The organism is Agromyces aureus, from assembly GCF_001660485.1.
Classification (GTDB): domain Bacteria; phylum Actinomycetota; class Actinomycetes; order Actinomycetales; family Microbacteriaceae; genus Agromyces; species Agromyces aureus.
This window is the reverse complement of the sequence record NZ_CP013979.1, coordinates 3905369-3927254: the sequence shown is the minus strand read 5'-3', so window position 1 is coordinate 3927254 and position 21886 is coordinate 3905369. Positions and strand designations below refer to the sequence as shown.

21 protein-coding genes are annotated in these 21886 nt (G+C 73.0%); 9 read left to right on the top strand and 12 right to left on the bottom strand.

Annotation, left to right across the window (positions count from 1 at the left end; genetic code table 11):
- Positions 1–6: 6 nt before the first annotated feature.
- The 4 genes from ATC03_RS17545 to ATC03_RS17530 are packed head-to-tail and all read right to left on the bottom strand — an operon-like array spanning position 7 to position 2820.
- Positions 7–753, bottom strand: coding sequence for an ABC transporter ATP-binding protein (locus ATC03_RS17545; RefSeq protein ID WP_067879952.1), 747 nt, complete (start codon positions 751–753; stop codon positions 7–9).
- Positions 750–1568, bottom strand: coding sequence for a molybdate ABC transporter permease subunit (gene modB, locus ATC03_RS17540; RefSeq protein ID WP_067879949.1), 819 nt, complete (start codon positions 1566–1568; stop codon positions 750–752). Before modB ends, ATC03_RS17545 begins: the two co-directional genes overlap by 4 nt.
- A complete protein-coding gene (modA, locus tag ATC03_RS17535) occupies positions 1568–2407 on the bottom strand; it encodes a molybdate ABC transporter substrate-binding protein (RefSeq protein WP_067879946.1) in 840 nt (279 codons plus the stop codon). Before modA ends, modB begins: the two co-directional genes overlap by 1 nt.
- Positions 2404–2820: a TOBE domain-containing protein gene (locus ATC03_RS17530; protein ID WP_067879943.1), complete on the bottom strand. Its 417-nt coding sequence runs from the start codon at positions 2818–2820 to the stop codon at positions 2404–2406. The genes modA and ATC03_RS17530 overlap by 4 nt, the downstream gene beginning before the upstream one ends.
- A 221-nt stretch (positions 2821–3041) precedes the next feature.
- Here ATC03_RS17530 and ATC03_RS17525 point away from each other — a divergent pair, with 221 nt between their 5' ends.
- Positions 3042–4274 carry a molybdopterin molybdotransferase MoeA gene (locus ATC03_RS17525; protein ID WP_067879940.1) on the top strand — a complete coding sequence of 411 codons (1233 nt, stop codon included), beginning with the start codon at positions 3042–3044 and terminating at the stop codon, positions 4272–4274.
- A 40-nt stretch (positions 4275–4314) separates the two neighbouring features.
- On the opposite strand, the gene ATC03_RS17520 is transcribed toward ATC03_RS17525, so the two are convergent.
- Positions 4315–4983: a TetR/AcrR family transcriptional regulator gene (locus ATC03_RS17520; RefSeq protein WP_152031005.1), complete on the bottom strand. Its 669-nt coding sequence runs from the start codon at positions 4981–4983 to the stop codon at positions 4315–4317.
- A 128-nt stretch (positions 4984–5111) separates the two neighbouring features.
- Here ATC03_RS17520 and ATC03_RS17515 point away from each other — a divergent pair, with 128 nt between their 5' ends.
- From ATC03_RS17515 to ATC03_RS17500, 4 genes are all read left to right on the top strand, one after another.
- Positions 5112–8024: an efflux RND transporter permease subunit gene (locus ATC03_RS17515; RefSeq protein WP_067879934.1), complete on the top strand. Its 2913-nt coding sequence runs from the start codon at positions 5112–5114 to the stop codon at positions 8022–8024.
- Positions 8021–9973 (top strand): YhgE/Pip family protein, encoded by a 1953-nt coding sequence (locus tag ATC03_RS17510; RefSeq protein ID WP_067879931.1) that lies wholly within the window; start codon positions 8021–8023, stop codon positions 9971–9973. The genes ATC03_RS17515 and ATC03_RS17510 overlap by 4 nt, the downstream gene beginning before the upstream one ends.
- Before the next feature lie 115 nt (positions 9974–10088).
- Complete coding sequence (gene moaCB, locus ATC03_RS17505) at positions 10089–11231, top strand: bifunctional molybdenum cofactor biosynthesis protein MoaC/MoaB (protein ID WP_067879928.1); 1143 nt, start codon at positions 10089–10091, stop codon at positions 11229–11231.
- Positions 11224–11673 (top strand): molybdenum cofactor biosynthesis protein MoaE, encoded by a 450-nt coding sequence (locus ATC03_RS17500; protein ID WP_067879925.1) that lies wholly within the window; start codon positions 11224–11226, stop codon positions 11671–11673. The genes moaCB and ATC03_RS17500 overlap by 8 nt, the downstream gene beginning before the upstream one ends.
- A gap of 75 nt (positions 11674–11748) precedes the next feature.
- On the opposite strand, the gene ATC03_RS17495 is transcribed toward ATC03_RS17500, so the two are convergent.
- Positions 11749–12204: a hypothetical protein gene (locus ATC03_RS17495; RefSeq protein WP_067879922.1), complete on the bottom strand. Its 456-nt coding sequence runs from the start codon at positions 12202–12204 to the stop codon at positions 11749–11751.
- Between the two features lie 304 nt (positions 12205–12508).
- On the opposite strand from ATC03_RS17495, the gene ATC03_RS17490 reads away from it, so the two are divergent.
- Positions 12509–12886: a hypothetical protein gene (locus ATC03_RS17490; protein WP_067879919.1), complete on the top strand. Its 378-nt coding sequence runs from the start codon at positions 12509–12511 to the stop codon at positions 12884–12886.
- Positions 12887–12945: 59 nt separating this feature from the next.
- Here the strand turns inward: ATC03_RS17490 and ATC03_RS17485 are convergent, their stop codons facing one another.
- The 3 genes from ATC03_RS17485 to ATC03_RS17475 are packed head-to-tail and all read right to left on the bottom strand — an operon-like array spanning position 12946 to position 15265.
- Positions 12946–13230 (bottom strand): DUF6457 domain-containing protein, encoded by a 285-nt coding sequence (locus ATC03_RS17485; RefSeq protein ID WP_067879916.1) that lies wholly within the window; start codon positions 13228–13230, stop codon positions 12946–12948.
- Positions 13227–13961: a molybdenum cofactor guanylyltransferase gene (gene mobA, locus ATC03_RS17480; RefSeq protein ID WP_227820153.1), complete on the bottom strand. Its 735-nt coding sequence runs from the start codon at positions 13959–13961 to the stop codon at positions 13227–13229. Before mobA ends, ATC03_RS17485 begins: the two co-directional genes overlap by 4 nt.
- A complete protein-coding gene (locus ATC03_RS17475; RefSeq protein WP_074401097.1) occupies positions 13958–15265 on the bottom strand; it encodes a molybdopterin molybdotransferase MoeA in 1308 nt (435 codons plus the stop codon). Before ATC03_RS17475 ends, mobA begins: the two co-directional genes overlap by 4 nt.
- Positions 15266–15386: 121 nt before the next feature.
- Here ATC03_RS17475 and ATC03_RS17470 point away from each other — a divergent pair, with 121 nt between their 5' ends.
- Genes ATC03_RS17470 through ATC03_RS17460 form a run of 3 tightly spaced genes read left to right on the top strand, consistent with a single transcriptional unit; the run spans position 15387 to position 17088 of the window.
- Positions 15387–15977 (top strand): sulfite oxidase-like oxidoreductase, encoded by a 591-nt coding sequence (locus ATC03_RS17470; protein ID WP_067879913.1) that lies wholly within the window; start codon positions 15387–15389, stop codon positions 15975–15977.
- A complete protein-coding gene (locus tag ATC03_RS17465) occupies positions 15974–16831 on the top strand; it encodes an FAD-binding oxidoreductase (RefSeq protein ID WP_227820152.1) in 858 nt (285 codons plus the stop codon). The genes ATC03_RS17470 and ATC03_RS17465 overlap by 4 nt, the downstream gene beginning before the upstream one ends.
- A complete protein-coding gene (locus tag ATC03_RS17460; protein WP_067879910.1) occupies positions 16831–17088 on the top strand; it encodes a DUF6510 family protein in 258 nt (85 codons plus the stop codon). The genes ATC03_RS17465 and ATC03_RS17460 overlap by 1 nt, the downstream gene beginning before the upstream one ends.
- 35 nt (positions 17089–17123) lie before the next feature.
- Here ATC03_RS17460 and ATC03_RS17455 read toward each other — a convergent pair whose 3' ends face one another.
- The 3 genes from ATC03_RS17455 to ATC03_RS17445 form a co-directional block, all read right to left on the bottom strand.
- On the bottom strand, positions 17124–18476 hold the full coding sequence (locus tag ATC03_RS17455; protein ID WP_067879907.1) for an amidohydrolase family protein: 1353 nt from the start codon (positions 18474–18476) through the stop codon (positions 17124–17126).
- A gap of 4 nt (positions 18477–18480) precedes the next feature.
- Entirely contained in the window at positions 18481–20187 is a 1707-nt protein-coding gene (hutU, locus tag ATC03_RS17450) for a urocanate hydratase (RefSeq protein ID WP_067879904.1), read from the bottom strand.
- Positions 20188–20276: 89 nt separating this feature from the next.
- A complete protein-coding gene (locus ATC03_RS17445) occupies positions 20277–21689 on the bottom strand; it encodes a M23 family metallopeptidase (RefSeq protein WP_152031004.1) in 1413 nt (470 codons plus the stop codon).
- Positions 21690–21886: the final 197 nt, after the last annotated feature.

Below are 21886 nucleotides of genomic sequence, written 5' to 3'. Positions count from 1 at the left end.
GCGGGCTCAGTCGTCGGATGCCGCGAGCAGGCGCCGCACGTACGGCGTCGCCGGGTCGGCGCGAAGCTCGTCGAGCGTGCCGCGCTGGGTCACCCGGCCGGCCTCGAGCACGAGCACGGAGTCCGCGAGCCGGGCGGCATCGGCAGGGCTGTGCGTGACGAGCACGGTCGCGCCACCGAAGTCGCGCACGTGGATGGCGAGCTCGGTGCGCATCTCGGCGCGGACCTCGACGTCGAGCGCGGACATCGGCTCGTCGAGGAGCAGCACGTCGGGATCGGCCGCGAGCGCACGGGCGAGCGCCGCGCGCTGGCGCTGGCCGCCCGAGAGTTCCGACGGCAGCCGGTCGGCGAGCGACACGAGGTCGTAGCGCTCGAGCCACGGTTGCGCCGCCACGCGGGCGGCGGCGCGCGAGCCGCGCATGCGGGCCGCGAACGCGACGTTGTCGCGCACGTTCAGGTGCGGGAAGAGCACGTAGTCCTGGAACACGACGCCCACTCGTCGGTGCTCGGGCGGCAGCGCGTCGACGCGCCGGGAGCCGATCGAGATCGCGCCGGCATCGAGCGGCACGAGCCCGGCGATCGCGGCGAGCACGCTCGACTTGCCGGCGCCGTTCGGCCCGATGATCGCGAGCGGGCATCCGGGCTGCACCTCGAACGCCGCCGCGATGCGCGTCGCGCCGAAGCTCAACGCGAGGTCGACCTGGAGGCCGGGGCGGCCGCCCGCGGCATCCGATGCCCGTGGCTCGAGGCTCATGCCGTTGACCCCGGAAGCCAGCGGTCGCGCAGGGTGAGCAGCACGATCACCGAGACCGCGAGCAGCAGCAGCGCGAGCGCGACGGCCTCGTCGGGGTCGGTCTGCATGGCGAGGTAGCTCGCGATCGGCAGCGTGCGGGTCGTGCCGGGCAGAGAACCCGCGAAGGTGATGGTCGCGCCGAACTCGCCGAGCGCGCGAGTGAAGCAGAGCACGGCGCCCGCGGCGACGCCCGGTGCGACGAGCGGCAGCGTCACGTGGCGGAACACCTGCCAGCGCGAGGCGCCGAGCGTGGCCGCCGCGAGCTCGGTGCGCCGGTCGGAGGATCGCAGCGCACCCTCGACCGCGAACACCAGGAAGGGCAGCGCCACGAAGATCTGCGCGATGACGACCGCACCCGTCGTGAACGGGATCGTGAGGCCGAAGGTCTCGTCGAGCCACTGACCGATGAGCCCCCGGCGGCCGAGGAGCATGAGCAGGGCGATGCCGCCGACGACGGGCGGCAGCACGAGCGGAACCGTGACGGCCGCGCGCAGCAGCCGTCGCGGCAGGGTGGGCCAGGACTCGGCGTGGGCGATGAGCGCGGCGAGCGGGATGCCGAGCACGAGGCAGACCGCCGTCGCGGTGATCGCCGTGGTGAACGAGAGCACCAGTGCTTCGAGCACGGCGCTGCTGCCGAGGAGTTCGGGGAGGTCGGCCCACGGCGCCCGCACGACGAGCGCGACGAGCGGCAGCACGAGCACCGCGAGCGCCACGACGGCGATCGCGGTGATCGGCCAGGCGAGGCGCCCGGTGCTGCGTGCTGCCGCCCGCGCCACTACGGGGTGCCGAAGCCGTACGTGTCGAGCGTCTTGCGACCGGCGTCGCCCGTGACGAACTCGACGAACGCCGCGGCGGCCGCGACCTGCGCCTCGTCGGCGTCGGAGGACGGGTCGGTGATCGCGGCGATCGGGTAGCGGTTCACGACGTCGGCTGCGGCCGGCACCTCGATGCCCTCGACGTCGTCGCCCGCGGCCTTCACGTCGGTGCGGTAGACGAGCGCCGCGTCGACCTCGCCGAGCGAGACCTTCGTGAGCACGGCCTTGACGTCGGATTCGAGGGTGTCGGGTGCCGCGGTGATGCCCTCGTTCGCGAGCAGCTTCGCGGAGGCCGCGCCGCACGGCACCGACTCGTCGCAGAGCGCGATGCGCAGGTCGGGGTTCGCGAGGTCGTCGAGCCCGGTGACGCCGGCGGGATTGCCCGCCGGAACGACGAGCTCGAGCGTGTTCGTGGCGAAGACCACCGGGCCGGTCGCGAGCCCGGCGTCGACGACCTGCTGCATGGGCGGCTCGGCCGCCGAGGCGAACACGTCGGCCGGGGCGCCCTCGATGATCTGGGTCGCGAGCGCGCCGCTGCCGCCGTAGCTCACCGTGATCGTGACGTCGGGGTTCGCCTCCTCGAACTGAGCGGCGAGGTCGTCGAACGCCTCGGTGAGGGATGCCGCGGCGAGCACCGTGACGTCGGCGGCCTCGAGGGTCGCGGTGGTCTCGGTCGGGGGCGCAGAGGTCTCGGCTGGCTCGTCGCCGCTCGTGACGCAGCCCGCGAGGGCGAGCGCGACGAGGGCGGCCGCGGCGAGGCCGGTCGCGGTGCGGAGGGTCGTGCGGGGAGAACGGGTCATGGCTTGGCTCCTTCTGGCAGGTCGATCGTGACGACGGTGGCCTTCGCGCTCGCCGCGGCGAGCACTCCGGGTTCGAGGCCGAGCTCGTCTGCGGCCTCGCGGCTCATGAGCGAGACCACTCGGAAGGGGCCGGCCTGCAGCTCGACCTGCGCCATGATGCCGTCACGCTGCACTGCGGTGACGAGGCCGATGAAGTGGTTGCGGGCGGACGTGCGTGCGAGCGGGAAGGCGTCGGCGAGCGCACTGCCCCCGGCGTGCTCGGTCATGAGGGCGACGAGTTCGGCGCCCTCGACGACCTGCATGCCGTTCGCGCCGCGCGCGAGCGTGAGGCGGCCCTGATCGGCCCAGCGGCGCACGGTGTCGTCGCTGACCCCGAGGAGTGCGGCCGCTTCGCTGATGCGGAACTGAGTCATGGTTTCTCCCGTATTCGCGGAACTGTCACGTTACTCTCCTCATACTATGGAAATCATCTCTCGTACTATGGAAAGCGTGATGTGTTCGTGATGCTGTCGCGTGCCGGTTCGTTCGGACGCCTCGCCGACGCTTCGGGCGTTCGGCGACGCGCCTGCGAGAATCGGGGCATGATCCGTTTCGCCGCCGCGCAGACCGAGTCTCACCGCATGGAGTCCAGCCGATGAGCGCGCGCCCGAGCGTCGAGGAGCATGCCTCGTTCGTGCGCTCGCTGCTCTCGGGGCTGGGTGCGAGGCCCACCGAACGCGTGCCGGTCGCCGAGGCGCTCGGCCGCATCACGGCGTCGCCGGTCGAGTCCCCCATCGCCCTGCCGCCGTTCCGCAACGCGCAGATGGACGGCTTCGCCGTACGGGCTGAGGATGTCGCGGGCGCGACGGATGCCCCGGTGACCCTGCCCGTCGTGGGCGAGGTCGCCGCGGCCCCCGGTCTGCCGGCGCCGCTCGCGCCCGGAACCGCCGTGCGCATCATGACCGGTGCGCCGGTGCCGGAGGGAGCCGACGCCGTCGTGCCGGTCGAGGACACCGAGACGGGCGACGGGTCCGGCGGTGCGGATGTCGGCGGGGCCGGCGCCGTGCGCATCCTCCGCTCCCGGGCGGCCGGCGAGTACGTGCGCGAGGCCGGATCCGACCTCGCGGCAGGCGACGACGTGCTGCCGCCGGGCCTGAAGCTCGGCTCCCGCCACCTGGCGGCGGCCGCGGCATCCGGCCTCACCGAACTGCTCGTGCGCGAGCGCGTGCGCGTCGCCGTCGTCAGCACCGGCAGCGAGCTCGTCGCGCCGGGCGCTGAACTCGGCGCGGGCGAGATCCCCGATGCGAACGGCGTCGCGCTCGCCGCGGCCGTGCGGGCCGCCGGTGCGGTCGTGGTGTTCGAGGCCCGCGTCCGCGACGAGGTCGAGCAGCTGCGCCTCCGGCTCGATGCGGCGCGCGACGCCGGCGCCGAGCTCGTGATCACGAGCGGCGGCATCTCGCAGGGCGCCTACGAGGTCGTGCGCGAACTGCTCGAGCCGCTCGGAGCCTGGGTCGGTGCGGTCGCGATGCAGCCCGGCGGCCCGCAGGCCGCGGCCGCCTACCGCGGCATGCCCGTGATCGGGTTCCCCGGAAATCCCGTGAGCGCGCAGCTCTCGTTCGAGCTGTTCGTCGCGCCGACGCTGCGAGCGATCGCCGGCCTGCCCGCGGCATCCGTCGAGTCCATTCCGCTCGCCGAGCCGCTCGTCTCGATCGCCGGACGACGCCAGTACCGACGCGGGCGTCGAGACGCGCAAGGTCGGGCGGTGGCCATCGGCGGACCCGGGTCGCACCTCGTGGCGGCGCTCGCGGCATCCGACCTGCTCATCGTCGTGCCCGAGGACGTGACCGAACTCGCCGCGGGCGAGAGGGTGGAGACCATCGCGCTCTGAGCGCGGGTCGCGGCGCGGGCGGGTCGCGGGCGGGGGCTGCCTACTCCTCTTCGTCTTCGTCGTAGGTCGTCGCCGGTCCGTCGATGACGAGTTGCGCGACGAGGGCGAGCTCCGTGCTCGTCGCCCGATGGATGCGGTCGGCGTTCTCGCCGGCGATGGCCGCTCGCACGGCGCTGCCCTCCCAGACGAGCAGCATGACGCGGGCCGCCTCGAGCGCCGACACCCGGAACGTGATGCCCTTCGCTCGCCCGATGTCGGCGACGATCTGCGCGACGCTGCGCTGCATCTCGGCCTCCTGCTCGAGATACGCGGCCGCCATCTCGGGGCTGCGGAGCGCATGGATGCGGATCTCGCTCATGAGGAGCACGCCGAGCCGGTCGTCGGCCGAGACATCCAGCACCTGATCGAGGATCTCGAAGACGTCGGTCTGGCTCGACGCGAACGCGCCGTCGCACTCGAGCTCGGCGACGCGCGCGGTGACCGCTTCGACGCGGCCCTGCGTGACGCGACCGGCGAGTTCGAGGAACAGCTCGTCCTTCGAATCGAAGTTGGAGTAGAACGCCCCGCGTGTGAACCCGGCGCGATCGCAGACCGCCTCGACGGATGCCGCGGCGAGCCCGACCTCGGCGAACACCTGCGCGGCGGCGTCGAGCAGCTTGCGCCGTGTGTTCTCGCGACTGCGCGGCGCGGTCACTGCGGACTCGACCATGGCCATTCAACCCCCGTATTCACATGAAGGCCACAGGTTTGCAGGCCCTCTCCGATCTACGATACAACTACGTATCGGATACAGCGCTGTATCGAACTGTCCTGACATCCGGCTCGGAGGCGCTGCCCTTGTCCACTCTGCTCTACTCGCTCGGCCGCTGGTCGTACCGCCACCCGTGGCGCGTGCTCGTCTCGTGGCTGCTCCTCCTCGTCATCGCGGGAGGCGCGTTCGCCCTCTTCGGCAAGGGCACGAGCAACAGCTTCTCGATCCCCGGCACCGAGGCGCAGGCCGGCCTCGAGCAGCTGAACCGGTCATTCCCGCAGGCCAGCGGCACGAGCGCGCAGTTCATCGTGGTCGCGCCCGACGGCTCGAGCGTCGAGGACGACGCCTTCAAGACCGGCATCGAGCAGACCATCACCGACATCGAGGGCCTCGACGGCGTGCTCGCCGTGACCGACCCGTACAACGAGATGGTCACGGGGCTCATCTCCGACGACGAGACCGCGGCGCTCGTGCGCCTGCAGTTCGACGGCGAGGCGACCGACGTTCCCGAGTCGACCAAGACGAAGCTGCACGAGATGACCGACGAGCTCGGCGCGTCGCTGCCCGAGGGCACGGAGGTCGTGCTCGGCGGCGACCTCTTCGCGCTCTCGGTGCCGGGCATCACCCTCACCGAGGGCGTCGGCCTGCTCATCGCGCTCTTCGTGCTCATCGTCACGTTCCGATCGATCAGGATGGCCGGACTGCCGCTCGCCTCCGCGGTCATCGGCGTCGCCCTCTCGCTCTCGCTCATCATGCTCTCGACGGCGTTCGCGACCATCTCGTCGACGACCCCGCTGCTCGCGCTCATGCTCGGCCTCGCGGTCGGCATCGACTACGCGCTGTTCATCATGGCGCGACATCAAGACCAGGTGAGAGCCGGAGAAGACCCAGAGGAGTCCGCCGCGCGCGCGACCGGCACCGCCGGTTCTGCCGTCGTCTTCGCGGGCATCACGGTGCTCATCGCGCTCATCGGCCTCGGCTTCGCGAACATCCCGTTCCTCACGGTCATGGGCATCGCCGCAGCCGTCTCGGTCGCCATCGCCGTGCTCGTGGCGATCACCCTCACGCCCGCGTTCCTCGGGCTCGTCAAGGGCCGCGTCGTCGGGTGGAAGCGGCGCGAGCCGCGCGGACGCCGGCGTGCGGCGCAGCAGCGTGCGCTGCAGCAGGGGGCGGATGTCGCAGACGGGCGCCCGTCGCACGTCGGTGCGGATGCGGCATCCGCTGCCCCCGCCGGGCCGCAGGCGCAGGAAGCGCACGCCGCGACCGGCGCGACCGCACGCCGTGGATTCGCCACGCGCTGGGTCGGACTCGTGACGCGGCATCCGGTCGTCACGACCGTCGCGGTCGTGCTGGGCCTCGGCATCATCGCGATCCCCGCCGCCAGCCTCGCGCTCGCCCTGCCGAACGCCGGCATGCTGCCGAAGGACGACCCCGCCCGCGTCTCGTACGACCTCGTCGCCGAGCACTTCGGGCCCGGCTTCAACGGGCCGCTCGTGCTCACCGGCACGATCGTCACCTCGACCGACCCGCTCGGGCTCATGCAGGACCTCGGCGACGAGATCTCCACGCTGCCGGGTGTCGAGACCGTTGCGCTCGCGGTGCCCAACGAGACGGCCGACACCGGCATCGTGCAGGTCATCCCCACGACCGCGCCCGACGACCCCGCCACCGCCGACCTGGTGCGCGAGCTCCGTGGGCTGCACGACCACTTCCTCGACGAGTACGGCATCGACCTCAAGGTCACCGGATTCACGGCCGTCGCGATCGACATCTCCGACCGCCTCGGCGAGGCGCTCGTGCCCTTCGGGGTCTTCGTGGTCGGGCTGTCGCTGATCCTGCTCGCGATCGTGTTCCGGTCGATCTGGGTGCCGATCACGGCGGCTGCCGGCTACCTGCTCTCGGTCGTCGCCGCCTTCGGCGTCGTCGCCGCGGTCTTCGAATGGGGCTGGGGCGCCGACCTGCTGCACGTCACCAAGGTCGGGCCGATCATCAGCTTCATGCCGATCGTCGCCATGGGCGTGCTGTTCGGACTCGCGATGGACTACCAGGTGTTCCTCGTCAGCCGCATGCGCGAGGACTACGTGCACGCGCGCCGTGCGCTCGACGGCCACTCCAGCCGCCAGCCGCGCGACATCGCCCTCGGCGCGGTGCGCTCGGGCTTCACCGCCTCGGCCCGCGTCGTCACGGCCGCGGCCGTCATCATGTTCGCGGTGTTCGCCGCGTTCGTGCCAGAGGGCGACTCCTCGCTCAAGCCCATCGCGCTCGGGCTCTCGGTGGGCATCGCGATCGACGCGTTCATCGTGCGCATGACGCTCGTGCCCGCCGTCATGGCCCTGCTCGGCGACAAGGCCTGGTGGCTGCCCAAGTGGCTCGACCGCCTGCTGCCGCACTTCGACATCGAGGGGGAGGCCGTCGAACGCGAGCGGGCGCTCGCCGACTGGCCCGAACCCGAGACCACGGCGGCCATCGTGGCATCCGACCTCTCGCTCGTCGAGCGCGACGTCGTCGTCTTCGAGGGCGTGAGCCTGCGGGTCGAGCCGGGCGGCGCACTCGTCGTCGCCGGCGCCGACGAGATCGCCACGCGCGCCATGCTGCTGACGATCGCGGGTCGCATCGACTCGACCGGTGGGCGCCTGCGCGTCGCCGGCCACCTCCTGCCCGGGCGCTCGGCCTGGGTGCGCGCCCACGTCGGCGTCGCGCTGCTCGCCGAGGCCGACGATCCGGTGGCCGAGCTGCGCAGGGCCGTCCGCGGCCGCACCGGCATCGTCGTCATCGACGGCGTCGACCGCATCACCGACCCGGTGACCCGCGACCGGCTCGCCTCCGTGCTCTGGGACGCCTCGCTCGAGGCATCCGTCACCGTCGTGGTCTCGACCGGCGACGCGGCGAACGCCCTCCCGCTGCTCGCGGCGGCCGGTCACCCCGACGCACCCTTCATCGAACTCGTCGCCCCGAACGCGACGGCACCCGCACACTCGACCACCGAGGTGAACGCATGACGCTCCCCATCGAACGCGCGCGCTCGAAGCGCCCCGTCACCTGGCTCACGATCATCGGCGTGCTCCTGCTGCCCGTCGTGATCGGCGGCATCCTCGTCGCCGCGCTCTACAACCCGACCGAGCGGCTCGGCGAACTCAACGCAGCCATCGTGAACAACGACGAACCGGTCACGATCGACGACCAGGTCGTGCCGCTCGGCCGCCAGTTGACGGCCGGCCTCGTCGAGGGCACCGGCGATGACGACGCCAACCTGACCTGGACCCTCTCGAACACCGAAGACGCGAAGGCCGGGCTCGCCGACGGCACCTACGCCGCGGTCATCACGATCCCCGAGAACTTCTCGGCGGCCGCGACCTCGACCGCCCCCGGCGGCACGCCCGAGCGCGCGACCATCAAGGTCTCGACCCCGCCAGACAGCCTCGTCGTCGACGACGCCATCACCGCGCAGGTCGCGCAGACCGCGACCACGGTGCTCGGCGAACAGCTGTCGACCACGTACCTCGAGAACGTGTTCGTCGGCTTCACCGACCTGGGTACGCAGCTCGGCACGGCCGCCGACGGCGCCGTGAAGCTCGCCGACGGCGCGCAGAGCGCGGCCGACGGTGCAGCGGCCCTGCCCGATGGGGCGACCCAGCTGGCGACCGGGGCGAGCGGCATCGCGACCGGGGCGGGCGAGCTCGGCAGCGGGCTCGACACGATCGCCGACGGCACGGCCGGCGCCGCTTCAGGCGCGAGTGCGCTCGCCGGCGGAATCCGCCAGGTCGCCGCCGGCGTGAACAACCAGGAGCTCGTCGGCGCCGCGCAACTCTCGGCCTCGAACGCGGCCGACGCCGCGACCGGAAGCCTCGACCTGGCCAAGGCGCTCGGCGCGCTGCAGGCCCAGTGCGCGACGTCCGGCGCCTCGACCGCGTACTGCGACGACGTCGCGAAGGCCGCGTCCGCTGCGGGCGCCGTCGCGAAGAGCGCGGGCACGGCCAGCGGCTATGCCGCGCCGACGTCCTCGGGCATCGCCGCCCTGACCTCCGGCACCAGCGCCGGCCTCACCGAGATCGCCGCCAAGACCGACGAGCTCGCGGGCGGTCTCACGCAGCTCGCCGCCGGCACGACGCAGTCGGCCGACGGCGCACGCGCACTCGGCGACGGCGCGACGCAGCTGAGCTCGGGCGCCGATCAGCTCGCCACCGGGGCCGGCACGCTCGCAACCGGCGTGCAGTCGCTCGCCGACGGCACGGGCGAACTGGCCACGGGCCTGCGCACCGCGTCCGAAGCCGTGCCGTCGTACACCGACGCCGAGGCGCAGAGCCTCGCCTCGGTCGTCGCCGACCCCGTGAAGGCCGATGGTGCGGGCAGCTCGCTGTTCGGGGCATCCGCGATTCCGCTGCTCGCAACGCTCGCGCTCTGGTTCGGCGGACTCGCGACCTTCGTGGTGCTGCAGGCCGTCTCGCGGCGCGCGCTCACCTCGCGGTCGCCTTCGGCCATGCTCGCGTTGCGCGGGTTCGCGCCGGCTGCGGCCCTCGGTGCCCTGCAGGGCGTGCTCGTCGCCGGTGTCGTGCAGCTCGCCGCGTCGTACGACGTCGGCGAGTGGCTCGTCTTCGCCTCGCTGTGCGTCGCCGCGGGCGTCGCCTTCGCCGCCGTCAACCAGGGCCTCATCGCCGCGTTCGGCGGGGCGGGCCGTTGGGTCTCGGCCCTGATCGGCGTGCTCACCGTCGCAACCGGCATCGTCTCGACCGTGCCCGGCGTGCTCGCCGACCTCGCGGGTCTGCTGCCCACGGCCCCGGCGTACAACGGCATGGTCTCGGCCCTCACCTCGACCACCGGCGTTGGCGCGGCCTTCGTCGGGCTCGCGGTCTGGGCCGTGCTCTCGTTCGGCGTCACGACGCTCGTGGTCGCGCGGCGGCGCACGACCTCGGTGCGGGCGCTCCTGCGAGCGGCGCCCGTGGCGGCCTGACGGGCAGAAGCCCTCGCTGATCCGCACCCTCGACCGACGGGTCGCGAACGCCGCAACGGCGATCGCGACCCGTCGCCGGGTTAACGACGCGGCCGATGGTCGCTAGCGTGAGGGTATGAACCCGCTCACGCATCTCGACGACGACGGCCGAGCGCGCATGGTCGACGTCGGCGGCAAGCCCGTCACACGTCGGGTCGCGATCGCCGAGGGCCGCCTCGACACGACCGCCGAGGTGGTCGCGCTCGTGCAGGGCGATGCGCTGAAGAAGGCAGACGTGCTGCCCACCGCGCGCATCTCCGGCATCCAGGCTGCCAAGCGCACGAGCGAGCTGATCCCGCTCGCACACATCGTGCCGCTCGACGCCGTGTCGATCGACTTCGGGTTCGAGGCCGCCGCCGTGACCATCCGCGCGACCGTGTCGACCACCGCGCGCACCGGCATCGAGATGGAGGCGCTCACCGCCGTCGCGGTCGCCGCACTGACGCTGCACGACATGGTCAAGGCGGTCGACCCGGCCGCGCAGACCGGCGGCATCAGGCTCGTCGAGAAGCGCGGCGGCAAGCGCGGCATCTGGCGAGCGGATGCCGCGGGCGAGACCGCTGCGCTCGATGCCGTTCCCGACGGGTCGGTGCACTCCGAGACCGGTCGGGCGGATGCCGCGGGCGGCCGCCGGGCGATCGTGATCGTCGCGTCGACCCGGGCTGCCGCGGGGGAGGCGCCCGACACGACCGGTCCCGCGATCGTGGATTGGCTCCGCGCGCGTGGATTCGACGCGCCCGAACTCGTCGTGGTCGCCGACGCCGACATCGCCGACGCCGTGCGCGGCTCCGTCGCCGGCTCGCCCACCGTGCTCATCACGACCGGAGGCACGGGCGTGAACCCCGGCGACCGCACGCCCGAGGCCACGCTCGCCGTGCTCGACCAGGAGTTGCCGGGGGTCGCCGAAGCGATCCGCGCCGCGGGCCGAGCCGCGACCCCGACGGCCGCGCTCAGCCGGGCACGAGCGGGCATCGCCGGGCGAACGGTCGTCGTGAACCTCCCCGGATCGCGGGGCGGCGTCGCCGACGGGCTCGCCGTGCTCGACGACCTGCTGCCGCACCTCGTCGACCAGGTCGCCGGCGGCGACCACGCGCCGCGCTCCGAGGCCGCACCTCGGCCGGTTCCACACCCGACGCCGCACCCCACGCCGCACCCGGCGCCGCACTCGATCGTGCCGCCCACGGCCACCGTCCACGCCGAAGGAGCACGTGATGTCTGAGCACGAGCAGTCCGAGCCGGAGGCGACCGCGCCCGACGTGCTCGCCCGCGTCACGACCGACGTGCTCGACCGCGACGCGATCGAGGCCTTCGTGCGCTCGGCCGAGAACGGTGCGCTCGTCACGTTCGAGGGGGTGATCCGCGACCACGATCACGGCGAGTCGGTCACCGCGCTCGACTACGAGGCGCACCCGGCCGCGGAGGACTTCCTGCGCGAGACGCTCCAGCAGGTGGCGCGTGAGACCGGGTTGCGGATCGCCGCGGCCCACCGCATCGGCTCGCTCGTCATCGGCGACGTCGCGCTCGTGGCATCCGTCGCCGCACCCCATCGTGCCCAGGCGTTCGCCGCGTGCGCGCTGCTCGTCGACCGCATCAAGGAACACACGCCCATCTGGAAGCGCCAGCACCTCGACGGCGGTACGACGGAGTGGGTGAACCTCTGAGCTGAGGTTCGAGCGGGGGCGCTGGTCCCGAGACGCTTCGCTCCTCGACCGGCGCGTGGCGAACCGCGCGGGGCGTCAGAGCGGGGTCGACTCGCCGCGCAGCCGCTTCAGCAGCTCGGGGTCGGAGAAGGCGACCGCAGTCGCCGAGGTGACCTCGACGCGTGTCGCCAGGATCTCCCGCGCGATCGCGGCGAGCACGTCGACCGCGTCGCCGCCCATCATGATGTCGGTCTCGGCGAGGATCTCGACGAGGTCGACGTCGTCGCCTGCCGCGAACGGTCCGATGAGGCGAACGTCGGACGCCCCCTGACCTTCGTACGCCCGAAGCAGTTCGTCGCGCCGCAGCGCGAGCCGCTGACGCACGGGCAGATCCAGGAACGGCCGTCGTTCGTGAGAGGCCGGCATTCGGGATGCCGCGTACGCGGCGACCGCCTCGGAGAGGACCCGCTTCTTGGTCGTGCCCAGCAGGTAGGCGAGGTCGGTTACCAATCGGCCCGTCTCCGCGTCCGCTTTCAGGGAGTGGTCGTTCATCGCCGGGTCGGCTCCTCTCGAGCAGGCGGGGGTTTCGCTCTGGAACACGGTGCCGGAGTGCCGGAGTGCCGGAGTGCCGGGTGTTCTCGAGTGCATACTGCCGCGCCGGCCATGCACGCGACTCGCGTGCCGAACGCGGCTGAGGGTGGCGGGCGAAAGCTCGCCCTGTGGAGGAGGCGACGGGGTGCTGGGTGCGGGGCTGGTCTCGACGACGTCGACCCCGTGGGTGCAGGCACCCGCACGGCGCTATTCGCGGTCGCCGCGGTGGTCACCAGGCCGATCGGCGGCGCGTTTCTCGGACCGCGTGGGGCCGAAGGTCATCTCGCTGATCTCGCTCGCGGGCATCGTCTCGCTCGCGTACATCGTGGGGCAGCAACCGCCCGAGGGCATCCTCACGGGCGTCACGTTCATCCTCATGGCGGCCGCGATGGGCCTCGGCATGGGCGCCGTGTTCGCCTGGATCGGCCCATCGACCCCGAAGGACAAGGTCGGCGCGGTCACCGGCGTCGTGGCGGCGGCGGGCGGCCTCGGCGGCGACTTCCCGCCGCTCGTCATGGGCGCGACCTGCAACGCCGAGACGAACTCCTACGCGCTCGGCCTCTGGCTGCTCGTGATCGTCGGTGCGGCCGCGCTGGTCGTGGCCGGCATGCTGAGGGACGCGCGACCGGGCGCGAAGGTCTGAGCCCGACCGAACGCGAGGGCTCGGCCCCTGCGCTCGGTCGCGGGGGTCGGGGGTCGGGCTCAGCCGTTGGCGCGCGTTCCGATGCGATCGGCGACCTCGCTCGCGGTGCCGGTCGCCGTGCCGCGACCGACTGCGAGGCCGACCATGAACGCCGTCACGGGGCCCGCGGGGCGGGCCACGCCGTGGGCGACCCTGCGCGTGAGGTCGAGGATGTCGCCGACGGGCACATCCGCCGGGTCGAGTCCGAGTTCGGCGGCGATCTCGGCCACCCACGCGTCGAGGTCTGCGGGGGCGGGCGGGTTGGGGTTGCGGTTCGGGTTCGGGTCGGGCGCGTCGGGCGTCATGGGGTGCTCCTCGGGTCGGTTCGAAGGGATTCGGACGAGCGGATGTCGGCGCGCTCACGAGCGCGGTCGAGGTCCGCCCACGTGTCGACGTCTTCGGCGGTGCCGTCGTCGGCGATCTCGGTGCGGTCGAGCCCGTCGAACAGATGGCGCATGGCGGCTCCGTCGGGGCCGCGGTCGAGCACGGCGAAGGCCCGGTCGAGGGCGGCCCGGGCGTAGATCGCCGTGAGCCACTGGGTGCGGCCGTCGGCGTCGACGAGGCAGACACCGTCGGCGGTGTCGTGCTGGCCGCGTCCGTCGAGCAGGCGCTCGACCGCGGCGGTGGCCTGCGGGAGGTCGCAGGCGAGCACGAGCACGTCGGCGTCGGCGTCGGGGTCGTGCGGGGTCCGCTGGTCTCGAGACGCTTCGCTCCTCGACCGGCGGGGGGCGGCGAGCACCGCGAGTCCGGCGGCGATCGCGGCGACGGGACCGCCGAAGGGGGGATCCTCGCGCACGACGAGGCATCCGGGGGCGTGCAGCGACGAGGGGCCGACCACGACGATGCTCCGGGCGCCCGCGCGACGAGCCGCGTCGATCGCGAGGTCGAGGAGCGTGCGCTCGCCGACGGTCTGCTCTGGCTTGCTCGCGCCGTCGAGCCTGGTCGCCCGCCCGCCGGCGAGGAGCACGGCGTCGAGGGGGCGCGTCGCGGCATCCGTCATCGCCCGATCGTCGCGCCCGGCCCCGTGGTCGATCACGGGGTCACCAGGACCTCGACGACGTCGCCCGCCTCGACGCGCGAGACATGCTCGGGCACGATCGCGAATCCGGATGCCGCGGCGAGGCCCCCGGAGAGGTGCGAGCCCGTGCCGCCGCGCGTCGCGGGCCGCACGGCGTCGCCGTCCACGCCGGCGCCCTCGCCCGGCTCGACGAACGCGACGGGCATCACCTGCAGTCGCCCGGCCGGCGAGTCCCAGCCGGTCTCGACGGTCGCGCGCAGCCGGCGCCGCTGAACGTCGCTCCGACCCTGCAGTGCGAGCAGCGCGGGGCGCACGAACACCTCGAACGAGACGGCGACCGCGACGGGGTTGCCGGGCAGGCCGAACACGGGCGTGCCGTCGGCGAGGCGGCCGAAGGCCTGCGGGGATCCGGGCTGCATGGCCACCCGCACGAAGTCGACCGTGCCGAGGTCCGCGAGCACACGTCGCACGACGTCGTAGGCGCCGACGCTCACACCCCCGGTGAACACGACGGCGTCGGCAGGCTCGCGTTCGTCGAGCCAGGCGAGCAGCAGCGACTCGTCGTCGGGCATGCGCACGACCTCGACCACCTCGCATCCGGTCTCGCGCACGAGCGAGGCGAGCAGCAGCGAGTTCGAGTCGGGGATGCGGCCGGGATGCAGCGCCTCGCCGGGTTCGGTGAGCTCGCTGCCCGTCGCGACGACCGAGACGCGGGGCCTGCGCACGACCTCGAGCGTGCCGTGGCCGGCGGTGGCCGCGGCCGCCACCTGGCGCGGGCCGAGGAGCCTTCCCGCCTCGAGGAGCAGGTCGCCGACTCGCAGGTCTTCACCCGCACGCCGGATGTGCCGTCCGCGATCGGGCATGCTGAACACCTGCACGACGGGAGTCGCGCTCGTCGGCTGGCCGCCGTCGGTGCGCTCGACCGGCACCACGGTGTCGGCGCCGGCGGGCACCGGCGCTCCGGTCATGATGCGCGCGGCCTCGCCGGGGCCGAGCGGCCGCGCGTGGTGCGCATCCGCCGAACCGGCCGCGTGGTCGGCGACCACGCGCAGCGCGACCGGAGCCTCGGGCGTCGCGGACGCGGCATCCGCCCACCGCACGGCGAAGCCGTCCATGGCCGAGTTGTCGAAGGGCGGCGAGGGGACCACGGCCGCGACGGAGGTCGCGAGCACCCGCCCCGCGGCATCCGCGAGTCGCACGGACTCGACCCGGTCGACCCGCACGCCGGCGTCGGCTCGGACCTCGGCCAGCACCCGCTCGAGGTGCTGCGCGACCGGGATCAGGGTGGCCGTCTCGTGGAACGCGGCCCGCGTGCTCGCCATGCGTCTACGGTATCGCCGACCCCGGGTCGTGCGATGACCGGTGACAGGCGCGCGTCACGTGGGTATCGTCGGGCGGGGGAACCGAGCAGCACCAGTCGCAGTCGAGCGGGAGGAAGTGCGGATGTCGTTCATCACACGAGGATTCGGCGGCAGGTCGCGCGAGCGCGACGATCGGCTGCCGCCAGGGCAGACGCTCGTGCACGACTTCCCGGTGCTCTCGGCCGGGCCGACCCCCGAGGTCGACACCGCCGAGTGGGAGCTGCGCATCGTCACCGAGGGTGCGACCCATCGGTGGTCGTGGGACGAGTTCAACGCCCTGCCGCACGAAGACGTGAGTACCGACATCCACTGCGTGACGCACTGGTCGAAGCTCGGCACGAGCTGGCGCGGCGTCTCGCTCGACACGCTCTTCGAGAACGTCGAGTCGCAGTTCGACTTCGTCATGGCGCACAGCTACGGCGGGTACACGACCAATGTGCCGCTCGACGAACTGCTCAACGGGCAGGCCTGGGTGGTCACCGAGTTCGACGGCGAACCGCTCGACCCCGAGCACGGCGGCCCGGCCCGACTCATCGTGCCGCACCTGTACTTCTGGAAGAGCGCGAAGTGGGTGCGCTCGCTCGTCATGATGCCGCGCGACGACCCCGGATTCTGGGAGCAGAACGGCTACCACATCCACGGCGACCCGTGGCAGGAGGAGCGGTACTGGTGATCGGGCGCCCCAGCGTTCCGCGGTCGGGATGGCACCCGGCGACGGTCGTCGCGAACACGCCAGAGACCACGACCGCCGCGCGACTCGAGCTCGACGTCGAGGGCTGGCCGGGCAACGCCGCGGGGCAGCACCTCGATGTGCGGCTCACCGCCCCCGACGGGTACACGGCGACCCGCTCGTACTCGATCGCGTCGGCCGGCCCGGCGACCGGTGACACGACGCGCGTCGTGCTCGCGGTCGACCGGGTGCCCGACGGCGAGGTGTCGCCGTTCCTCGTCGACGTCGCGCGCGCCGGCGACCGCTTCGAGGTGCACGGGCCGCTCGGCGCGTTCTTCGTGTGGCAGCCCGCCGCGGCGGCGGTCAGCGGTGGGGCGGAGGTCACTGGTGGGGCGGATGTCGCGGGCGGGCCGACCGGTGGGGCGGATGTCGCGGCGCGGCCCGTCGCCGAGGCGACGCGACCCGTGCAGCTCATCGCCGGCGGCTCCGGCGTCGTGCCGTTCGTCGCCATGGCGCAGGCACATGCCGACGCCGACGACGCCACGCCCTTCCGCCTGCTGTACTCCGTGCGCACGCCGGCCGACGTGTTCTTCGCGCCCGAGTTCGAACGCCTGGTCGCGGCATCCGCCCCGTTCAGGCTCGACCTCGTCTACACGCGCGAGGCGCCCGCGGGCTGGCCGACGGCGCCCGCCCGCATCACGAGGGAGGCCCTCGCCGAGGCGGTGCTCCCGGCATCCGAGACCCCGCTCGTCTACGTGTGTGGCTCGACCGGATTCGTCGAACGCGTCGCCTCGTGGCTCATCGAACTCGGGCACGACGCCCGGGCCATTCGCACCGAACGCTTCGGAGGCACCTGATGCAGCATCTCGACGGCAACGCGCTCGCCGGAGCGCTCGCCGAATTCTTCTCGTTCGACGTGACCACGGCGATCGCCAGGTGCAACGGCTGCGGCGCGGTCGACGAGTTCGCGCGGGCCATCGTCTTCACGAGCCCCGCAGGCACGGTCGTGCGCTGCAACTCGTGCGATCACGTGCTCGCGACCCTCGTCGAATCGGGCGACCGCGCCTGGCTCGGGTTCAGCGGCGTGAGCGCGATCGAGGTTCGTCGGGGCTGACGCGCGCGCTTCGGCGCCTGCGTCAGGCGCCGGCGTCAGGCGCCGGCGACGAGCTCGCCCGCCGCCCAGACCCGCCGCACGAGCGGCACGCCCGGCCGATAGGCGAGGTGCACGTGGCTCGGCGCGTCGAGCTCGACGAGGTCGGCGCGGGCACCCGGGCGAAGAGCACCGACATCCGTTCGACGTAGGGCCAGCGCGCCACCCGCGGTCGACGCCCAGAGTGCCTCGGCGGGCGTCAGGCCCATGTCGCGCACGGCGACGGCGATGCAGAACGGCAGCGAGCTCGTGAAGCTCGATCCGGGGTTGCAGTCGCTCGCGAGCGCGACGGAGACGCCCGCGTCGATGAGGCGGCGCGCGTCGGGGTACGGCTGGCGCGTCGAGAACTCGACGCCCGGCAGTAGCGTCGCCACGGTGCCGGATGCCGCGAGCGCCGCGACATCCGCCTCGTCGAGGTAGGTGCAGTGGTCGACGGATGCCGCGCCGAGCTCGACTGCGAGACGGACCCCGCCGCCGTGGCCCAACTGGTTGCCGTGCACGCGGATGCCAAGCCCGGCCGCCGCGCCCGCCTCGAGCACGCGCCGGGACTGCTCGGGCGTGAAGGCGCCGCGCTCGCAGAACGCGTCGACCCAGCGCGCATGCGGAGCGCAGGCGTCGAGCATCTCGCCGACCACGAGGTCGACGTACGCGTCGGCCGCTCGGGCGGCGGCTTCGGGGGTGCCGGCTCCGTCGGGTGCGGTGAACCGCGGATCCTCGCGGAACTCGAACGGCACGACGTGCGCGCCGAGGAACGTCACCTCGTCGGTGACCTCCCGGGCGAGGCGAACGAGGCGCTCCTCGTCGACCACGCTCAGGCCGTAGCCCGACTTGATCTCGAACGTCGTCGTGCCCTGCGCGTGCAGCTCGGCGACGAACGTCGCGAGCCGCGTGCGCAGTTCATCGTCGGTCGCGGCCCGGGTCGCGGCGACGGTCGAGCGGATGCCGCCCGCCTCGTACGCCCGACCGGCCATGCGAGCCGCGAACTCGTCGGCCCGGTCGCCGCCGAACACGAGGTGCGTGTGGCTGTCGACGAAACCCGGGATCAGGGCGCGGCCGCCCACGTCGACAACCTCGACGACCTCGACGTCGAGCGTCGTTCCCGCAACGTCCGCTCGCTCACGGGCATCCAGTGATCCGTCGATGTTCGCCCCACGGACGAGGCCTGAAGGGCGGAATTCGACGGATGGATGCGCGTTCGACGCCTCGGCCGCCCTGCCGACCCACGTCACGACTCCGCCGTCGATGAGCACCGCGGCGTCGCGGATGATGCCGAGCGGGCCGCCCTCGCGACCGGGTGCGGGGTCGTTCGTGACGAGTTCGCCGATGTGCGTGACGAGGGTGGCCCGCGACATCCGCTCAGCCCTCCTGCATGGGCACGCGCAGGCCGCGCTCGGCCGCGACCTCACGAGCGCGCTCGTAGCCCGCGTCGACATGGCGCATGACGCCGGTGCCGGGGTCGTTCACGAGCACGCGCGCGATCTTCTCGGCCGCGAGCTCGGTGCCGTCGGCCACGATCACCTGTCCGGCGTGGATCGAGCGGCCGATGCCGACGCCACCGCCGTGGTGGATCGAGACCCAGGTGGCGCCCGAGGCGGTGTTCAGCAGGGCGTTCAGCAGCGGCCAGTCGGCGATCGCATCGGAGCCGTCGGCCATGGCCTCGGTCTCGCGGTACGGGCTCGCGACGCTGCCCGAGTCGAGGTGGTCGCGCCCGATCACGACGGGCGCCGACAGCTCGCCCGACGCGACCATCTCGTTGAACTTGAGCCCCGCGAGGTGTCGCTCCTGGTAGCCGAGCCAGCAGATGCGCGCGGGCAGCCCCTCGAAGTGCACCTTCTCGCCGGCCTGGGTGATCCAGCGACGCAGGTGCTCGTCGTCGGGGAAGAGCTCGAGGATCGCCCGGTCGGTCGCGGCGATGTCGGCCGGATCGCCCGAGAGGGCCGCCCAGCGGAACGGGCCCTTGCCCTCGGCGAAGAGCGGGCGGATGTACGCGGGAACGAATCCCGGGAACGCGAACGCGCGATCGTGCGCGAGCCCGCCGAGCTCGGCCTCGCGGCGGATCGAGTTGCCGTAGTCGAAGACCTCGGCTCCGGCATCCTGGAACCCGGCCATGGCCGCGACCTGCTTCGCCATGCTGCCGCGCGCGCGATCGGTGAAGGCCTCGGGGTCGCGCTCGGCCTCGGCGCTCCAGTCGCCGAACTCGACGCCGACCGGGAGGTAGGCGAGCGGGTCGTGGGCGCTGGTCTGGTCGGTCACGATGTCGACCACGAGGTCGCCCGAGCGGTGGCGGAGGAGCAGGTCGCCGAAGACCGTCGCGGCGTTGCCGACGACGCCGATGCTGAGCGGCGTGCGGGACGCCTTCGCCGCGAGCACGCGGGCGATCGCCTCATCGAGGTCTGCCGTGTACTCGTCGAGGTATCCGTGCTCCACGCGACGCTGCAGGCGCGACTCGTCGACGTCGACGACGAGCACCGCTCCGCCGTTCATCGTGACGGCGAGCGGCTGCGCTCCGCCCATGCCGCCGCAGCCGCCGGTGAGGGTCAGCGTGCCGGCGAGGGATCCGTCGAACCGCTTGCGGGCGATCGCCCCGAACGTCTCGTAGGTGCCCTGCAGGATGCCCTGCGTGCCGATGTAGATCCACGAGCCTGCGGTCATCTGTCCGTACATGGTGAGGCCCTGCTGCTCGAGCTTGCGGAACTCGGGCCAGGTGGCCCAGTCGCCCACGAGGTTCGAGTTGGCGATGAGCACGCGAGGCGCCCACTCGTGCGTGCGGAACACGCCGACCGGCTTGCCGGACTGCACCAGCAGCGTCTCGTCGGCCTCGAGGCCCTCGAGCGTGCGCACGATCGCGTCGAACGACTCCCAGTTGCGCGCGGCCTTGCCGGTGCCGCCGTACACGACCAGGTCGTCGGGGCGTTCGGCCACCTCGGGATCGAGATTATTCATGAGCATGCGCAGCGGCGCCTCGGTCTGCCAGCTCTTCGCCGAGAGGGTGGTGCCGCGGGCGGCTCGGACGGTGCGCGGGCCGGTCGTCGTGGCGCGCTCGGCGGTGGGTGCGTCGGTCATGTCTTCGATGCTCGCGCACGCGGTCGGGGGCGACAACGGATGCCGCGTCGCGCGCGTCCGGGATCCCAGACGCGGGGGAGATGCCGGGCTCAGCCGACGAGGATGCCGCGCGCCGCCATGAACGGTCGAGCGTCGACCGCCACGCCGTCGAGGCGCACCTCGAAGTGCAGGTGGCACCCGGTGGATGCGCCCGTGCTGCCGACCATGCCGATGAGCTGGCCGGCGGTCACGGTGTCTCCGGCGTTCACGAGGATGCCCCCGTTGACGAGGTGCGCGTAGCCGGTCGCGACGCCGGCCCCGTGATCGACCAGGATCCAGTTGCCGTAGCTGCCGTTGGCCCTGGCCTCGACGACGACGCCGCCCGTCGCGGCGTAGACCGGGGAGTTGCAGGATGCCGCGACATCCGTGCCCCGATGGAACTCGTTGACGCCGGCGACGGGCTTGTTCGGGCGGGGACCGTAGCCGTCGGTCATGCGACCGGCGACCGGCTGCGACCAGCCCTGCTCGCTCAGCTGGCCGGAGTCGGCCGGGAGCGTGTTGATGAGGGCGACGCTCTGCGCCGCGGCCATCGCCTGCAGCCCGTCGAGCGAGTCCTTCGCGTCGGCGAGCACGAGTTCGGCGTCGGCCACCTCGCCTTCGCGCTCGTCGACGCCGGTCTCGTCGGCCGCAGCCCAGGCTTCTTCGGCATTCGCCTCGGCCTCGTCGGCCTCTTCGTCTCGTGCGGCGGCGATCTTCTCGAGCGACTTGGCGTCGCCCGCGATCTTCGAGACCCGGTCCATGCCGGCGAGGCCCGCGAGGAGGTCCTTGCCGGAGCCGAACACGGCGTCGAGCGAGGAGACGGTGCTGCCGTCGCCCTGCGCGGCGGCGAAGTACGCGCGCCCGGCCGCGTCGGCCTCGGCGCGGAGGGCCGTCGCGGTGGTGTCCGCACGGCGGGCCAGTGAGCGCGCGACCTCGCGGGTCGACTTCGCATCGGCGAGCGAGGACTCCGCCTTGCGGAGCGTGCTCGTGGCGCGGTCGATCGTGGTGCGTGCGGCGAGCATCGAGGTGACGTCGAGATCGACGCCCTGCGCCAGCTGCAGGACCGGGCCCTCGCCGCTGAAGAAGCCCCCGGCGGCCTGCGCGGTCGGGGTGGGCTGAGGGGCCGCGGGCGTGCCCGGCGTCGGAGTCGGAGTCGGGGTGGGATCGGGCGTCGGGGTCGGCGTGGGATCCGGGGTCGGCGTCGGCGTCGGCGTCGGAGTGGGATCGGGCGTCGGGGTCGGCGTCTCGGTCGGCTCGGGCGTCGGCGTCGGCGTGGGATCCGGGGTCGGCTCGGGCGTGGGATCCGGGGTCGGATCGGGCGTCGGAGTCGGCGTGCTCTCGGCGGCGGCGGGAGGCTCGCTCGCCGCGACCGTAGCCGGCGGCTCCTCGGCGTACGACGGGCTCGTTCCGAAGACGCCGATCAGGGTCATCAGCGCGATCGCGGACACCGTCGCCGCTGCGCGACGGCCTCGCGCGCCCGGCATGCGGGGCGATTCGGGATGAGATCGATGCGGCGTCATTGGTTCCGTTCGGGCAGTCGGCAGTGCGCTGACCGTGTTCAGTCTGACACCGCGGTCGGACCCGCACAACAGTTGAAACGCCGCCTGTGACCTGTTAAGGGGGTCCCCGGAGACCGTTCTGCGCGAACGGGCAGCGTGGACGCACGGATCGTGCGCACGGG